Consider the following 14,228-nt stretch of genomic DNA (forward strand, 5'->3'; position numbering starts at 1 on the left):
TTTACTATCCAAAGCATACGTGTTCGCTGGTGCTTTTTCTCTTATCTGAAGGTCTGAAATGGATGTGCACGATACGTTTAGGGCAGGTGATCTGGAAATGAACAACTATATTGTCAAACGTGTGCTGGTACTGCTGCCCGTTCTGCTGGGCATGACGTTGATCGTTTTTTCCATCATTCATGCAATACCCGGTGATCCGGCCGAGACGATTCTGGGGCAAAAAGCAACCGAACAATCCAAGCAGGCTCTAAGGGATCAACTTGGACTGGATAAACCCTGGTTCCAGCAATATTTCGCCTATTTAGGCGATTTGCTGAAAGGGGATCTGGGCACATCCATTCGCACGAAGGTGCCTATTGCCCAGGAAATCGTACCTTATCTGACAGCCACACTTGAACTCACGATGGCGAGTATGTTGTTTGCCGTCCTTATTGGCGTGAATGCAGGGATTGTCAGCGCATGGAAGCACAACTCCTGGTTTGATTACTGTTGCATGGTGATTGCGCTTGTGGGTGTATCCATGCCGATCTTCTGGCTTGGCTTGATGGAACAATGGTTGTTTGCCAACAAACTGCAATGGCTGCCATCCATTGGACGGATGAATGCGCGTGACCCCGTCGATGCGATTACAGGTTTGTATGTGCTGGACACGATGCTTGCAGGACGCTGGGATCAGCTGTGGACGGTGACGAAACATTTGATTCTTCCCAGTGTGGCGCTGGGAACCATCCCGATGGCTGTAATCGCCCGGATGACACGTTCCAGCATGCTCGAAGTGATGAGTTCCGATTATATTCGTACCGCCAAGGCGAAAGGATTGGGCCCGTTTTTTGTCGTATACGGACATGCACTGAAAAATGCATTTATCCCTGTGCTGACCGTCATTGGTATTCAGACCGGATCGCTGCTGGGCGGTGCGGTGCTGACGGAAACGATTTTCGCCTGGCCGGGTGTCGGGCGTTATATATATGAAGCGATTAGTTCACGGGACTATCCTGTGATTCAGAGTGGAATCCTGATCGTGGCTTTCTTTTTTGTGGTCATCAACCTGATTGTCGATCTGCTCTACGCGGTGTTTGATCCGAGAATCAGTTACAAGTAGGGAAGCTATAGGGATGATAGAGTAGCAAATTGAAACAACCTGTGATACAACGATGAAGCCCTGGTGACTCGTTTATTCTTCTGTGTAAGCAATCTGTTTATCTTTCATTATTTATGTTCAGCAAAGGAGAACCTGTATGACCAAATTGTCGACTAATACCGGGCAAGCCGTTGACACAGTAAACGTGAGCAGGTCAGGTCCCTGGCGTGAGGCGTGGAGGACTTTTAGGGGGAATCGGCTTGCCTTGGCAGGCTTGATCATTATTGTTTTTTTTATCGTATTAGCCTTCCTTGCCCCCTATATCGCTCCCTATGATTACAAAGAGCAGGTGCTGCAGGATCGGCTTCAAGCCCCTTCGACGGAGCACTGGTTCGGAACGGATGACTTGGGTCGGGATGTGTTCTCCCGGGTGATATATGGCGCACGGATATCGCTCTGGGTTGGATTTTTCTCGGTGATTGGTTCCATTATTGCAGGAGCGCTGCTGGGACTGGTTGCCGGGTTCTATGGAAAATGGGCTGATATGCTTATTTCGCGTCTGTTTGATATTTTGCTGGCATTTCCGGGCATTTTGCTGGCGATCGCGATTGTTGCGATTCTGGGTCCTTCTTTGCAAAATGCGTTGCTTGCCATTGCGATCGTGAATATTCCGACGTATGGACGGTTGGTGCGGTCACGAGTACTCAGTTTGAGGCAGGAAGAATTTATTACTTCCGCACGTACACTGGGAGCAGGAAACGGGCGCATTTTGTTTCGGCACATTTTACCGAATAGTCTTACGCCGCTCATTGTACAAGGGACACTCGGGATAGGTACAGCGATCATTGAGGCAGCAGCTCTCGGATTTCTAGGTATGGGTGCGCAACCCCCGGACCCAGAGTGGGGCAAAATGCTGTCGGACTCCCGCCAGTATATCCAAAAAGCGCCGTGGACGCTTATTTTTCCCGGTCTGTCCATCATGCTGACGGTACTCGGTTTCAATCTGATGGGCGATGGTCTGCGTGACACCCTTGATCCAAAGATGGTGAAAAAGTAGAGTTGTTATTGCGGTACCAAATGCTTTGCTTTGCTCTGCTGTTCTGTCAGGTCTCTAATTTCACCAAGCCGTCACGAGCTTTAATTCGAGGCGGTTTTTTGTGTTGCTGGAGCGAGTGCGTTACACTGAGATAGGGCATGTGATTCGGGGTGGTTGACGTCAAGCAGTGCGAGCACTGTGCGCTGGGAAATGAGTGTAGGTGAAAGGTCATCCAGACGGAGCCGGGGCATCATTTTGCTAATTAAAATCAATCATTTTTTTAAAATAAGCCTCTTCGTATTGACATCCAATTTTCCCATATGTTATATAAAAAGAAGGGTTTAGCACTCTGGTTATTCGAGTGCTAACAGAGTGACGAATAAACACCAGTACATATGGAATGGTTCTATCGAATATATGGCTATGCTATGCAACGATTCGTAATGGAACGCCCATCTTGCAGAGCAGCTTGCCTTTATTTTCAACCGAATCATTCGATACCCAAATTCGAAAGGAGCACTTCATTCATGGCGATTAAAAAAGAATTTCAGGCAGAATCCAAACGTTTGCTGGATATGATGATCAACTCCATTTACACCCAAAAGGAAATTTTCCTCAGAGAGCTGATCTCCAACTCCAGTGACGCCATCGACAAAATATATTACAAAGCACTAACCGATGATACGCTTGTCTTCAACAAAGAGGACTATTTCATCAAACTTACAATCGACAAGGGAAACCGTACACTCACCATCACCGATACCGGGATTGGTATGACGCAGGAAGAATTGGAGAACAATCTGGGTGTTATCGCGAAGAGTGGTTCCCTGGCGTTCAAAAAAGAAAACGAAGCCAAAGACGGCCATAACATTATCGGCCAATTCGGGGTTGGTTTCTACTCGGCTTTCATGGTGGCGGACAAGCTTATCGTAACGAGTAAAACGCTGGGCAGTAACGAAGCTTGGAAATGGGAATCTGAAGGTGCGGATGGTTATACCATTATGCCTGCTGAGAAAGATACGGTGGGTACGGAGATCGTGCTGACGATCAAAGAAAACACCGAAGAAGATTCGTATGACGAATTTTTGGAAGAGTACCGCCTGAGATCCATCATTAAGAAATACTCCGACTTCATTCGCTATCCGATTAAGATGGATGTGACGAATCACCGTCCGAAGGAAGGCGCGGAGAACGAGTTTGAAGAATACAAGGAAGAGCAAACGGTCAACAGCATGGTGCCGATCTGGCGTAAAAATAAAAGCGAACTGACTGAAGAAGACTATACCAACTTCTATATGGAGAAACGGTACGGTTTTGACAAACCGCTGAAACATCTGCACATTAGCGCAGACGGCGCTGTAGTGTACAATGCGATCCTGTTTATCCCGGAGAACACGCCGTTTGACTACTATACGAAAGAGTATGAAAAAGGTCTGGAGCTCTACTCCAACGGCGTACTGATCATGGATAAGTGTGGCGATTTGTTGCCAGATTACTTTGGTTTCGTCAAAGGTATGGTAGATTCCGAGGATCTGTCTCTGAACATCTCCCGTGAGATGCTTCAGCATGACCGTCAGCTCAGCCTGATTGCGAAGAACATCAAGAACAAAATCAAAAGCCAGCTGCAAAGCCTGCTCAAAGACGAGCGCGAGAACTATGAGAAGTTCTATCAAGCGTTTGGCCGTCAACTGAAGTATGGCGTATACAGCGATTACGGCGCAAACAAAGACACATTGCAGGATCTGCTACTGTTCACATCTTCCAAAGAGAGCAAGCTGGTAAGCCTGGACGAATACGTCTCCAGAATGCCGGAAGATCAGAAGTATATCTATTATGCTGCAGGTGAGTCCATCAGCCGGATTGAGAAGTTGCCACAGATCGAGGGTGTATTGGAAAAAGGATACGAAGTGCTCTACTTCACTGACGATATCGATGAATTCGCGATCAAGATGATCATGAACTACAAGGAAAAAGAGTTCAAATCCATTTCCAGTGGTGACCTGGGTATCGAAGATAGTGCCGAAAAAGAAGAAACCGAAGCGCAGGACAATGACAACAAGGAATTGTTCGAAGCGATGCAAGCACAACTGGAAGGCAAAGTTAAAGCGGTAAAAGCCTCCAAACGCCTTCGCAGCCACCCGGTTTGTTTGTCCACCGAGGGTGAGCTGACAATCGAGATGGAAAAAGTGCTGAAAGCTATGCCGAACAGCGGCGATGTTCAAGCGGATAAAGTGCTGGAGATCAATGTGAACCATGATGTGTTCAAATCGTTGAAAGATGCCTTTGCACAGGATAAAGAGAAGCTGAGCCTGTACACTAGCCTGCTGTATCACCAAGCGCTGCTGATTGAAGGTTTGCCAATTCAAGATCCAGTGGAGTTCACGAACGATATCTGCAAAGTGATGGTGTAAGTCTTCTGAAGTTAAAACTAAATTTGAAGTCGACCCGACAGGAGTATGTGCCTGCCGGGTTTTCTTTTATATGTAGCGTACCTCTCACTCAATTAACTAATGGAGCACAACTTCATTAACCTCCACTGCATGCAGTTCCCAGCATGCAGTGCCCTGCTTCAAGACAAGGGTGGTCAGTCACCACCTTACCTCAACCTGCTTTGCTCTAACGATCTCCAGAAACGCTATTTGGCTCATTTTAGTCCACTTTTTATTCTAACGATCCGTACGGACCTTATTTCCATCAATTGCTCGACTTTTCTAGTTTTTTTGCAGCTTTTAAGTGAAATAGCGTCTGTGGTGATCGTTAGAATCCGGAGGGCGTAAAAATAGCCCAATTAAGCTCTCTCAGGATCGTTAGCGCCGGGAATGAGGATGGTGTAGAACTGTAGAACTTGTAAAACTGTTAAGTTGTAGAGATTTAGAACTTGCAGAGCTGTAGAGCTTTAGAGGAAGATCTCCTATTTTTAGAGGTAAGTTTTACGCGCATGTTTGAGATATCTGCGTGTCCTTGAGCCTTGTGCCGTTCTGATAGAGTTCCGAATTCTATGCACAGATGCTAGTTTTGCAGGGTATAATATATAGAAAGGAGACTGTGCATCATAAGTTGATGTAAGAAGAGGTGACATGACAGACGGATTTTGCTTTTCGAAACCGCAGATGTTGTGTATAATCACTCAAAATAGAGACAGTCGGCTAGGAGTGATCTACATGCAATGGCATGATCTGAGAGAACATAGACAATATCCCGAACTTACCAAGCTGGAGGGCTCTCGTGCAGCATATGAGCGTGACTATTCCAGATTAATTCATTCACCAACCTTCCGGCGCTTGCAGGGTAAATCGCAAGTGTTTGGCGCAGGCACGGGGGATTATTATCGTACGCGTCTGACTCATTCCCTTGAAGTGGCACAGATTGCGCGAGAAGCAGCGAGAAGCCTGCTGCGGCATTACCCGGAGGTAGACTGGAGTCAGGCAGAGAACCCTGGCCTGATCATTGATTCGGAAGTCGTAGAATGTGCGGCGATTGCACATGATTTTGGTCATCCTCCTTTTGGACATAAAGGTGAAGAAGTGCTCGATGGTATTTTGGATGATCTAATTAACAGCGAGACAAAGAAAATAATGAAGAAAAGCCGCGCGGCGAAAGCTCCTAAGGCTGAATCCGACGTGCGAGCGGAACTCAAACGGAAATATGAGCATTTTGAAGGAAACGCACATAACTTCCGCCTCATTATGCATCTGGAAAAACGTGAAGATATCGACGGGCTGAACCTGTCGGATGCCGTCTTGCTGGGGATTAACAAGTATCCGTATCCGGGGACGGAGAGCAAGAAAGGCATGTACCAACATGAGTGGCAGTACATTCGTGAGATTCGGGAGCGCTGGAACATCCCTGAAGGCAAGAAAACGCTCGAAGCACAACTGATGGATCTCTGTGATGACATAGCGTATTCTGCACATGACCTGGAGGATGGCATCAAGGCTGGCAAAATTGAAGTACACGAGCATTTCCTGCAAGACCAGCATGTCAACCGGCTCATCGTAGACAAAGTTACAACACTGGAGGATCTGTTCTGGAAGGGTTGGACAAGAGAGGCGATCTCGGAAAAAGTGGAAGAAGTCCTCGCCTCGTTCCTGCGCATCTGGAATGAAAAAATGCCTTTCTGCGAGCATGATTACTCGCGTACTCGTCGAGAGGTGAAAGCCTATTGGGTCAGCCTGTTTGTGGGCAGTCTCGGTGTAATTGATGATGGGAATTGGAAAAAGGTAACCTTCGTCCGTGAAGGCGTAGAAGACCTCGACATGCTGCGCACGGTGAGTGTGCTCAAAAGCTTCGCCTGGGTGACGATGATCCGGGATCTGCGCGTGCAGCGCTTGCAGAAACGTAGTGAGTGGATGATTAAACGGCTCTGGGATGCATTCCTCGATCCGGAAACTTCAAAATCCATCATTCCATCCGATTGGCTGCAGCGATATGAGAAGGATCAAGCCAAAGCGCAACCGATCTGGACCTGGGAGCATATGGTGATTGATTATATTGCAGGCATGACGGATGCATTTGCCGAGAAAATTTATAATGAACTTTACGGCCTGAAGGTCGGTTCGATCTACGATCTGGACTAATAGAAGAAAGAAATACGGTACCGAAGGGATCAATACGATATCCAAGAGAAAGGTGAACAATCAAAGAGGGCAAGAGATCAAAGGAGTTGTACAGTGTGGTAACAAATTTAAGTGAAACCTTTACTGAGAGCTTAGGTGGTGGCAGCCAAGAGCGTTCTGGAGAAAAATTCAGTCTGGGCGTACTGGATCTCGTTCCTAGACTGAATGGTGCATCCGCAGAACAATCACTTCAGCAAGCAGTGCTTTTAGCTCAACAAGCTGAAGCATGGGGTTACACGCGATATTGGACGTCTGAGCATCATGATATGGCTGAACTTGCTTCTGCTTCTCCTGAGGTGTTGCTATCACATATTGGTGCAAAGACAGATACCATTCTGCTTGGGTCGGGAGCTGTTCTGCTTCCGCATTATAGTCCACTTAAAGTTGCAGAGTCGTTCCGTCTGCTGGCTTCACTCTATCCGGGCCGGATCGAGCTCGGGTTAGGACGGGCTCCTGGCGGAGGACCTCATGCAACAATGGCGCTCAGTGGCAATTATTTGCAACATGTCTCCACTCTTCCTGCTAAACTGGCTTCGCTAACCGAGTTGCTGGAAGACCGTTATGCGTATGAGGATGTTGCGGTTACAGCTCGTCCAATTCCGGAAACTCCATTATCGCTTTGGATGCTAGGCACGAACGTCAAAAGTGCAGCATATGCCGCTCAGTATGGAATGGGTTATGTATTTGGACAGTTCATGAGTGATTCGGATGGAGTAGAGGCTGTACGTCGCTATCGTGAGGAGTTCGTGCCTAGTGCCGGGCTGAAGGAACCAGAAGTCATGGTGGCGGTCAGTGTAATGTGTGCGGGAGCCGAGAACGATGCTTATAACCCTCAGAGTAATTCTTTCCATATAGAGGACAACGAAGTGCAGCGACATGACGCGGGCACACCAGAACAAATGTGGCAGTATATTCGCCGGGTAGGACGGAGGCTTAATACCAACCAGATACTCGTGGTAACAGCTGGTCCTGATTATGAACGTAGACTGGAGTCCTATCGTTTGCTAGCTGGGCTTCGATGAAAATGTTGAATCGTTTTTGAAAAAGAGATAAATATAGAGTGAGTTAAAGGGTGAATTGAATCTGGATAAACCTAATCAAGTGTTAGGTGATGCTAAAATGGACATGAGCTGCAGATCTGAATCATACAGATGTGGCAGCTTATTTCTCATTCGATAAAGTTCAACAAAATTTCACGATTTACAGCGTCTACTGGCAAAAGAATGCTATAATACTTTATCGCTATCATGCAGATATATTATATAAGAGTGTAATTTGCAAGGGGCCAATAGATGGGTTTAATTGCGAGAAAAGCACTAAATTGTAAATATGGCGAAAGTTGTCATGAGGAGGAAATTATATGTTTAGCAGATTTAAAATCAAGAGTATCGGTCTGCGAATCAGCATCGCATTTTACCTGTTAATCCTCTGTTTAATTATTCTGAGTGTTACCATCATTGGCCGGATGAATTCAATTGAGACCAACACAAATGATATTACAGGTAATTGGATGCCTTCGATCCAGAAGATCAATCAATTAAATTATTCAACAGAACATGTTTTGTCATTGAGTTATCGTTACTTTGACGCTGAGGCAGCGGACAAGCCCAAACTTAACGAAGAGCGAACCAAGTATATTCGTGAAACTGCTCAGACGATTGCCATCTACGATAAACAGGCAAAGTCTGCAGAAGAGAATGAGCACTGGACAGCGTTTAAGGATAAATGGGAAGACTATCTTAAAATGAATGCACAAGCCATTCGGGTTAGTGACGAAGGAGAGGCTCAGCTTGCTAAAGAAGTAGCTGACAAAGGATCTGCTTCCTTTGATTTGATGCAGGTCGATCTGGATTTTCTCGTTAATTACAACCAGCAGCAATCCGATATTTCGGCAGCTCAGACCATTCGTTCTGTTCAAGATGGCAGGTTGTCTGTGCTCATTGGTGTGCTTGCGATGATTATCATTACTGCCATATTTGTTCCTGTCATCCGCACACAGGTGGTTAAACCGTTGCTTCGTGTCATAAGTGCTGTTAAATTGATCGCGGAAGGTCAATTGAACGTACAGGATGTACATACCAAGCATGAAGATGAAGTAGGTGCCCTGGCCAAAGCAGTCAATGAGATGAAAGGTAACCTGACTTCCATGGTGGTGAATGTAAGGCGTGTAGCTGAATCGGTGAATCGTCAGAGTAGTGAGCTGGCCATTGCTTCAGAAGAAGTCAAGATCGGCAGTCAGCAAATTGCAATCACAATGGAGGAATCTGCTAAGGCAGCTGAGAGTCAGGCTCAGACCGCAGTGGAGTCAGCTCGTACAGTGGAAGATTTGAATATTCATATTCAACAACATGCGGAGCAGGGGAATCAGCTTCGTTCAATGTCCAAACAAGTGTTGGAGCAAGGACAGAGCGGCCGCAAAGCGATGGAAGAATCCGTGCAACAGATGCAACAGATTTCCAGCGCAGTGTCTTCCTCAATGAGCAAAATGGAGCAGCTGAATCGCAAAAATGAAGATATTTCTAAACTGGTTCTGGTAATTCATGACATCGCTCGTCAAACCAACTTGCTGGCGCTGAATGCTTCGATTGAGGCGGCACGGGCAGGAGAGAGTGGACGCGGTTTTGCCGTTGTTGCATCCGAGGTTCGGAAGTTGTCTGAAGCTGTACAGGCGTCTGTTGAAGAAATTACGACCATCACGCAAGATATTCAGCAGGATTCTCAGAGAGTAGTTAATGAACTGCGAGTAGGTGTTCAGGAGACAGAACTTGGGCAGGAGCATGTGCTCACGTCAGGGGAGTTGTTTAAAACCATCAACACATCCGTAGAAAGCATGGTGGAGGTAATCGGCACGATGTCGGAAGGACTTTCAGGAATGGAAGAGAGCAGTGGTCAAATGAATGATTTCAGTCAGCAGATTTCTGCAGTGTCTGAACAATCGGCGGCTAGTGTGGAGGAAGTCTCTGCTTCGGCTGAGGAACAAGTCGGTTCTATGGAGACCATCAGCAGTAACATTCAAACATTGAAGGAACTGTCTGACGATCTGCTCACATCCATCGAAAAGTTAAAAGTGTAAGCCGCCCTTTATAATAGAAGAAACAGGGTAAAACAATTGTTTGAAATTGTTATATTATAGCAGGTGGATAGATTTAAGACCAGGTGCTAAAATTACAAGATGAAGGGAATCCCACCATGGGATCCCTTATTTTTTTTTGCTTGTTTTTCTAGGTGTAGAAATGTCCTAATATACTAGCATGATGTCCCAGTGTGGTTGTCTCTCGGCGTAACATTAGATACAATGACTACCTGGAGTTCATCTCGTTCGAAAAGCAAACTGCAAATTAAAGGCATATTTATAGAATACACTGGAAATGAGGGGGATTATGACCGTAGCTACATATGTATACACCTTTGCCTGTCATGAAAATGAACGTGAGTTATGCCAGCTGGAACTGATGACGTTGTTTAAAACGTCTTCAGAAATGCGCATTGCCAGCGACTCCTATATTAGGTCTGAGCGATGTATCCTGCCGGGGAGAAGCACGTTTATTCACGGACGACTGGATGTGCTAGGGGAAGCAGACTCGATTGCAGAACTTTTTCCTGTAGCTCGAAAGGTTCGTTTGCAGCAAGATGAGACATTTAAGGTGGTTTGTCTGAAAGCTGGGGATCATCCGCCTGACTATGATCAGGCACGGAAGTTTGAAAAAGAAATTGGGATGTGCATCCATGGAATAGCACAGATGAAGCAGCCTAAAGTGACTTTCGGACTAATCAAAATAGGACAAAAATGGATCTTCGGTCAGTGGACAGAATCAAACAAGTCATGGCAAGTTCATCAGCAGAAGCCGCAAAACTATTCCACAGGGTTGGGTGTCACTTTGGCTAGAGCACTGGTGAATATCGCTGTTCCAGAGGTGGAAAATCATCGTTTGCTGGATCCTTGCTGCGGAATGGGAACAGTTGTTATCGAAGCTTTATCGATGGGGATTGATACAAGAGGCAATGATCTGAATGCACTTGCCGTGCGCGGGGCACGAGTTAATTTACCGTATTTCGGATATGATGCTAACCGAATCACTTTGGGTGATATGATGAATTTGGAAGAAAAATATGATTCGGCAATATTCGACATGCCCTATAATCTTTGTTCTGTTCTTCCCGATCAAGAACAGCGAGCTATGCTCGTGAAGTTACGCGAGTTATGCAAACGGGCTGTCGTCGTATCTACAGAATGGGTGCAGGAGCATTTGCTGGAATCGGGCTGGACGATAGAACAGCACATAACGGTGCGTAAAGGCACATTTGTACGCCATATTTGGGTTTGTGTGTGATGTTATGGATATTATTTAGGCGATGATTTGGATATGCATGTAATTATACGTTTATGTGCATAATAAACACTCCACGAAGGAAGAATGGTTTCCTTGTGGAGTGTTTTTGCTCTAATGGTTTCCTCTAAAGTTATAGCCGCCATTTCATTATGTTGCATGGGAACGGGTGTTTGTGTTAATATTTATGACTATAATCGACAAGGTTGAGCGGAAGAGTTTTACCAGCAATGTAAGCTTCCAGATTTTTGATGAAAATATGGAGTGCACGATCCGTATATTGTTCTGTGCTTCCTGCAATGTGGGGTGTAATCAATACATTATCCATGCCCCATAGCGGGTGGTTCGCTGGAAGGGGTTCCTCTTCAAATACGTCCAGAGCAGCAAAGGCAATTTTGCCGCTTTGCAGGGCATCCATCAGCGCCTCCGTGTTAACGCTGGGGCCGCGACCTACATTGACAAAACAGGCATCGTTCTTGAAATGGTTAAATGCTTCTTGGTCATAAATATGTCGCGTTTCATCGGTTAACGGCAAAATATTAATCACATAGTCGCCTTGGTTCAGAGCTTCATGCAGTCCAGACATATCGTACATATGGTCGACATTAGGGACGGCTTTTCCAGAGCGTCGTACTCCTACCGTGCGCATGCCTAGAGCCTTCAGGACACGGGCGGTTTCGGTTCCGATCTCGCCGACTCCAACAATAACCGCGGTTTTTCCGTGCAGCTCTGGTAATGCTTTGCCAGGATTTTTCCATTCCGCCTGGTGCTGGTACAACATAGCTTGTCTCAACCAGCGGCTGTGCGCTAACATCATGCCCAGAATGATCTCTGTAATTGGAATGGCATGAACACCATTGGCGCTGGTAACCTGAATACTTTGATGTTGCAGCTCTGCAAATGGAAGGTTATCTACGCCAGCGGACCAGACTTGGACCCATTTCAACGGGCTGTCCTGATGCAAAGCATGTTCAGCTACAAGGGGAGACCAGCCCAGTATAATTTCGGCTTCTTTTAATTCAGCCGGATCCAGATCCTTGGCTTTACCTACTTTGATGGTGTAACCTGGCGCTGCCTGTAGAATCTGTTGCTGCTGTTCTTCGGATAATGATGGAAAACATACGATTTTGCCCATAATGTGTGTGCCTCCTGAGATCGATGAATTAGTCTTGTCAAGTGTATCAGATTAAGTACATGATGTGCATGGATATGGAAAATGCAGGATTGAAGTCTGATATGCAAAATCCATATTGTGTGTCACTCTATATTTACCCAGGTTGAAATGATATGCATAGTTATGGAATAATAAAGCGAACTTTAGAGAGGTGTATGCAATGAATGTCCATAAACTGCAAGAACATGCATCCAGACGGGAACGTCTGTTTATTGCTGTGCGTTTGCCTGAATCTGTCCAGCAGTTTCTTCATATGCAGGCACAGCTAATACGAAACAAGCTTGATTTTCGCAAATGGACAGACCACAGGGATTATCATATTACTTTGCAATTTTTGGGAGATACGTTGATGAGCGAAGTCGGTCATCTTCGGACAGCTCTGCATGCCGTAGCTACTCATTTCCAGGCGTTTGATCTGCAACTTTCTGATTGGGGAACGTTTGGTCTGGAGAAAACACCGAAAGTTCTCTGGAGAGGTGTTAACGGAGATATAGAACGATTACATCACTTACAGCAGCAAATTGTAGATGCAACGAAAAATTTAGGTTTTGAAGCCGAGTTAAGACCTTATCGTGCACATATTACTGTAGCTAGAAAATATCTCGGATCTTTCCCTGGCATGGAACATTATGGGGTTTCCGAAATCGTTACAGAACATGCTTCTCATGGAAATTCATGGACTGTAGATGGTTTTGTACTTTATGTGACAAGGCTTGGACAAACGCCAATGTATGAGACAGTGGATACGTTTTCATTTTCCTGAAAAACTTTTTAATACCATAAACTCACATTGACATTGTGTTTATCCCTATGTAATATTAGCCATCGTTATTCAAATTCTTTTTTTTTGGTTACTTAGATTAGGGAATTGTTTCGACAGGAGGAATCTTCGAATGGAAATTATAAGCAAGAATCGTTGGGTGGCACCGATGTTATCTGTGCTGCTTGTATGTATAGTTGGGGTAAATGTCGTTCAGGCGACGGGGAAGTGGAATGAAGCGAGTGAGAGTAAACAAATGACGGAGCTTGCGGCTTCGGCGCATAATACCCCATCATTGCCACAAGAACAGAGGCGAATGAAGGAAGATGGGACAAGTCTGTCTACCAATCTGTCTGCGCAATCTGCAACGTGGACAAATGCGTTGCCGGCAAAAGACTGGCTTTTGGCTGCTCAGGAAGAGCAGGACCAGAAGGTAGCTGCGGCTAAACAAAAAGCGCAGGCTATAGCTGAAGCGAAAGCAAAAAAGGAAGCTGCTCTGAAATTGGCTAAATTAGAACATGCCAAAGCGGCAGCTGCAATGTCAACTCCCCCCCAAAAACTTTACTTTACGCGGACCAAACTTTTGAATCAGGAAGATGCAAAACTCGCAACCTGGTCTTACAGTGTGTCCGATAAAGAGCTGCATCTGCTGCAAAAAATCGTCATGGCAGAGGCGGAAGGCGAACCGTACAAAGGCAAAGTGGCAGTTGCTAACGTTGTCTTAAACCGGCTGCGGTCAGCCAATTTTCCCGATACCATTTACAAGGTGATCCATCAAAAATCACAGTTTAGCCCTGTGGCGAATGGACGACTTAAACGGGTAACTCCGAATGAAGACAGCATCAAAGCTGTGAATGCCGCCCTGAACGGACAGAAGGAAGTGTCGGATGATACGTATTATTTCTTATCATTGACGCTCGCTGACGATCTGACAGTGGCTCGTACCAAGAAAGAAGTAAAAACGATTGGTCATCATACATTTTACAAGTAAAAAGACCTTAAAATTCTGCAAACAGGCACGGTGGTTAACTATGTGAGCATCACATGAGCCCTGAAAATTCTGAAAAGCAGTTTTATTTCGCTGTTTTTGCGAGCAGCTTTATCTTTAAATTACCCATTTTTTTGGTAGATCATACGCTCAAATTACAACGATATAAAAAAAGGTTCCTCTTCGCAAAATGAAGAGGAACCTTTTAGTTTACTCTTGTATAGTTAAAGTACCTGATTGATTGT

The 14,228-nt window shown here is 45.6% G+C and carries 10 protein-coding genes; 9 read left to right on the plus strand and 1 reads right to left on the minus strand.

Features of this window, described 5'->3' with window-relative positions:
* Positions 1–97 precede the first annotated feature (97 nt).
* The 7 genes from AB4Z30_RS11290 to AB4Z30_RS11320 all read left to right on the plus strand — a co-directional run bounded on the left by AB4Z30_RS11290 (position 98) and on the right by AB4Z30_RS11320 (position 11,064).
* On the plus strand, positions 98–1,102 hold the full coding sequence (locus AB4Z30_RS11290) for an ABC transporter permease (RefSeq protein WP_441926245.1): 1,005 nt from the start codon (positions 98–100) through the stop codon (positions 1,100–1,102).
* A gap of 136 nt (positions 1,103–1,238) precedes the next feature.
* Entirely contained in the window at positions 1,239–2,138 is a 900-nt protein-coding gene (gene nikC / locus AB4Z30_RS11295) for a nickel transporter permease (RefSeq protein WP_441926247.1), read from the plus strand.
* Positions 2,139–2,644: 506 nt separating this feature from the next.
* Positions 2,645–4,528 carry a molecular chaperone HtpG gene (htpG, locus tag AB4Z30_RS11300; protein ID WP_441926249.1) on the plus strand — a complete coding sequence of 628 codons (1,884 nt, stop codon included), beginning with the start codon at positions 2,645–2,647 and terminating at the stop codon, positions 4,526–4,528.
* Positions 4,529–5,278: 750 nt separating this feature from the next.
* On the plus strand, positions 5,279–6,694 hold the full coding sequence (locus AB4Z30_RS11305) for a deoxyguanosinetriphosphate triphosphohydrolase family protein (RefSeq protein WP_441926251.1): 1,416 nt from the start codon (positions 5,279–5,281) through the stop codon (positions 6,692–6,694).
* A 95-nt stretch (positions 6,695–6,789) separates the two neighbouring features.
* Positions 6,790–7,755: an MsnO8 family LLM class oxidoreductase gene (locus AB4Z30_RS11310; protein ID WP_441926253.1), complete on the plus strand. Its 966-nt coding sequence runs from the start codon at positions 6,790–6,792 to the stop codon at positions 7,753–7,755.
* A gap of 338 nt (positions 7,756–8,093) precedes the next feature.
* A complete protein-coding gene (locus tag AB4Z30_RS11315) occupies positions 8,094–9,806 on the plus strand; it encodes a HAMP domain-containing methyl-accepting chemotaxis protein (RefSeq protein WP_441926255.1) in 1,713 nt (570 codons plus the stop codon).
* A 307-nt stretch (positions 9,807–10,113) separates the two neighbouring features.
* The gene (locus AB4Z30_RS11320) at positions 10,114–11,064 is read left to right on the plus strand and encodes an RNA methyltransferase (RefSeq protein WP_441926257.1); all 951 of its coding nucleotides are present in this window, start codon (positions 10,114–10,116) and stop codon (positions 11,062–11,064) included.
* Positions 11,065–11,239: 175 nt separating this feature from the next.
* On the opposite strand, the gene AB4Z30_RS11325 is transcribed toward AB4Z30_RS11320, so the two are convergent.
* Positions 11,240–12,196: a D-2-hydroxyacid dehydrogenase gene (locus AB4Z30_RS11325; protein ID WP_441926259.1), complete on the minus strand. Its 957-nt coding sequence runs from the start codon at positions 12,194–12,196 to the stop codon at positions 11,240–11,242.
* A 199-nt stretch (positions 12,197–12,395) separates the two neighbouring features.
* On the opposite strand from AB4Z30_RS11325, the gene thpR reads away from it, so the two are divergent.
* Both thpR and AB4Z30_RS11335 read left to right on the plus strand, forming a co-directional pair.
* A complete protein-coding gene (thpR, locus tag AB4Z30_RS11330) occupies positions 12,396–12,998 on the plus strand; it encodes an RNA 2',3'-cyclic phosphodiesterase (protein WP_441926261.1) in 603 nt (200 codons plus the stop codon).
* 130 nt (positions 12,999–13,128) lie between these two features.
* Positions 13,129–13,986 (plus strand): cell wall hydrolase, encoded by an 858-nt coding sequence (locus tag AB4Z30_RS11335; RefSeq protein WP_441926263.1) that lies wholly within the window; start codon positions 13,129–13,131, stop codon positions 13,984–13,986.
* The last annotated feature ends 242 nt before the right edge of the window (positions 13,987–14,228 follow it).

The organism is Paenibacillus sp. 2TAF8 (assembly GCF_052114825.1).
Lineage (GTDB): Bacteria > Bacillota > Bacilli > Paenibacillales > Paenibacillaceae > Paenibacillus.